The following is a 3,326-nucleotide window of genomic DNA, read 5'->3' as shown; positions in this document are numbered from 1 at the left end:
TAGCAGGATTATCATCTAAAATTTGGGATAGCTTTTTTAATTGCTGACCGGTCTCGTGTTCACCGTAAAATTCGAATATACTTATTTGAGGATTGTGTGTTTCGCGCATTCCAAACTCCGGTTTTTTTAATGTAATCAATTAGTTAGCACTATTAATTATAGTAAATCTACCGGAGTTTTCCTTCTTTTTTGCCTGTTTTTTTATATATTTCAGTATGTTAACGTTTCTGGATGAGAACTAGCTAGCATTCATTTTAACAAGCATGAATGAATAGATAATTATCGGATTTGGTATAAGAAGAATTACCAGAAGTTGTGGTTAAATAATGGCTTTTATGCGCACAAATAGCGCCAGAAAGGTAACCTTTACGCAGGTAAGGGAGGAGTGAAAAAAGGCGGATAGAATACTCCCCCGCCCTTGCGGTGATCCCGGACGGGATCAAGCTGATAGCTTAGTGAAAATAATTTGCGTTTAACCATAAATGCACCATGATACTGGCAGCATAACCAAGCGCAACCGCCCACGACCATTTAAGATGATTAGCAAAAGTGTAAACACCCCGCGCAGTTCCCATCAGGGCGACACCCGCCGCAGAACCGATCGACAACATACTACCGCCAACTCCAGCTGTCAAAGTCACTAACAACCACTGGCCGTGGCTCATCACAGGATCCATGGTCAGCACCGCAAACATCACAGGAATGTTATCAACAATTGCTGAAAGGAATCCAACCAGCACGTTAGCCCAGGTTGCTCCGAGACCGATGTACATCAATTCTGAGGTCACTGCCAGATAGCCAAACTGGCCCAGTCCACCAACGCAGAGAATAACCCCATAGAAGAAAAGCAGAGTATCCCACTCGGCACGGGCTATCTTGCGGAACAGGTCAAACCCCTCAATATGCCCATGGTGTCCTTCCTCACAGTGTTCATCTGGGTTATGTCCGATCATATCGAGAGGCTGATCGCCGGTAATAAGACGGTGCTCTTTCTTCTTCAGATAGTAGGAAAAAAACCCTAGGTACCCGAGACCGAGCATCATTCCCGTCGCGGGCGGCAGATGCAAAAAGTTATGAAACGATACCGCAGTGATGATGGTCAGAATAAAGAGGGCAATAATCCGCTTGGCACCCAGCTTCATCATAACCGTTTCATCCATTGCCTCAGGTCGCTCTTTACTGACCGTAAGGCTCATAATTACTGCAGGAATCAACCAGTTAACCAACGACGGGAGGAAAATTGCGAAAAATTCAGCAAATTCAACCTTCCCTTTTTGCCAGACCATCAGAGTGGTGATATCACCAAAGGGCGAAAATGCTCCGCCGGCATTGGCTGCGACAACAACGTTGATGCAGGCAACGATAACGAATTTTTGATTGCTGCCACCGACCGCCATAACAACAGCCCCCATCAGCAGAGCTGTGGTCAGGTTATCTGCCAATGGCGAAATCAAGAATGCCAGCAAACCAGTCACCCAAAAAACCACCCGCAGGGTGAAACCGCGACCGACCAACCAGGAGCGCAGGGCTTGAAAGACATCGCGCTCATCCATGGCATTAATGTAGGTCATCGCCGCCAGCAGAAATAGAAACAACTCTGAGTACTCTATCAGATTGTGCTTGATCGCATCATGCGGGGTGTGGGTATCCCCCATAGCCCCGTAAGCAAGCGCTACCAACACCCAGATCAAACCGGCGGCAAGCATCACTGGCTTACTCTTACGTAGGTGCAGCTGTTCTTCGAAGATAACCAGGGAATAGGCAGCAACAAAAAGTACCACCGCCACTATCCCGTAGAAAGTGGTGGTCATATTGATGAACTCACCGCCTCCGCTGCTGGCTATTGCGGGCACTGCAGCGCCAAGAAATAGGGATAGTCCCAATAAAAATTTTCTCACAAGATCTCCTTTCTTTATGTCAAAAAAAACACATTAGACTAAGTGCGGCATGGTTAATCCACATCGCCTAGTCTGTTATTAAATTTATATAAAATTTGAATAAATGAGCGTGAAAGACAATCCCGCTCAATAATTAAAATATGATAATACAATAGAGTAATATTTATAAATAAAAGGCCAAATATTCTTGACCTATTCAGTCGGCTATAAATAGCTTTATAAGTACGTGCTCACATAAATAGAACATAAAACATATTAAAAATATCATGTTGATATATATCAATGTTATAGAGAACAGCATTTCGAAAACGTATGCTTCATTACTTATCGGGATAGTTTGGGGTATTTAGCTTACTATTCTCTTCCCGCTTTAACTCGCGTATTTGGCTTATCGAAAAACAGTTTTTACCACCGGATCAAAAAATGCTGACAAGAATAGGATAAAAGATGACAGAAAAAGAGACTGATGCCCCTTAATGTCGACAAAGCTTTGAGTATCGACAAACAGCAAAAGTAAGCGAGTGCTTGCCTTTCATTTTAAGTGATTAGTTTCCTAAAACATTAAAAACCCGCCTTATTCAAGACGGGTTAATCATTCGGCACAATTTTGAATATTTCCCACAAAGAGCAAAGAGACATTACCCACGCACCGGGAAAGATAAGCAATCGACTATTAAATTTCTTCTCTGCCTTCTCGGTGTCCTCTATGGTGAGTTATTGTTTACCCTGTTTTTTGAACAATACCACTATCTAGAGCACCATATAGTTTAAAAAACGAACGCCAGAGCTGACTAAAAATCGCTCAGGCAAGGCGTGTTAGCGAAGGAATAGAGATCTCTTTCGAGCTGACAAAACGCAGAATGAGCGATTTTTAGGCGCTCCCGAAGGGCGAGGCCCAAATGGTCGCATGTTGCGTTAAATTTTTTCGATTTAGGCCCACCAGATCTTCAAAAATTTGCCTTACCTGCGACCATTTTGGCTCTCGCTGGTGCTGTTTTTTTAAACTATATGGCGCTCTAGTGATGAGTAATTACCAGACGATAATTAAATATCCCGCATTAAGCAGAAGCAAGTTACTTCAAAATGCTTTGTCAGGCACGAGATCGAAAACCAGTGCTGCGTTGCACCAATCTGCTTTGTTATAAAATTTCTCTGTAGAATAACTAGACTTCGATTTTATGCCTGGCATCTCGGCACAATTTGCCTTGCTGACTTTGCATCTTGAAGTATCACGGGTATAAATTAAAGAATTGGAAGTCTCTTTTTTGGTACAAAATGTGGGTGGTAAAGTAGGCTCAGCACTGTAATACCAAATCCGATAATTATCTATTCATTTATGCTTGTTAAAATGAATGCTAGCTAGTTCTCATCCAGAAACAGCGTATTTTTAGTACCCCCTCAGTTCGGTCTTGGATTTTATCATGATTC

General features: G+C 42.8%; 1 protein-coding gene. It reads right to left on the bottom strand.

Annotated features, from left to right (window positions below; all coding sequences use genetic code 11):
- Positions 1 to 452: 452 nt before the first annotated feature.
- Positions 453 to 1,811 carry a sodium:proton antiporter NhaD gene (gene nhaD, locus ABZA00_RS16700; protein ID WP_372883282.1) on the bottom strand — a complete coding sequence of 453 codons (1,359 nt, stop codon included), beginning with the start codon at positions 1,809 to 1,811 and terminating at the stop codon, positions 453 to 455.
- Positions 1,812 to 3,326 lie beyond the last annotated feature (1,515 nt).

This window comes from Psychromonas sp., from assembly GCF_041586535.1.
In the GTDB taxonomy this organism is placed as follows: Bacteria; Pseudomonadota; Gammaproteobacteria; order Enterobacterales; family Psychromonadaceae; genus Psychromonas.
The sequence above is the reverse complement of the archived record's forward strand: the minus strand, read 5'-3'. Positions and strand labels throughout refer to the sequence as shown.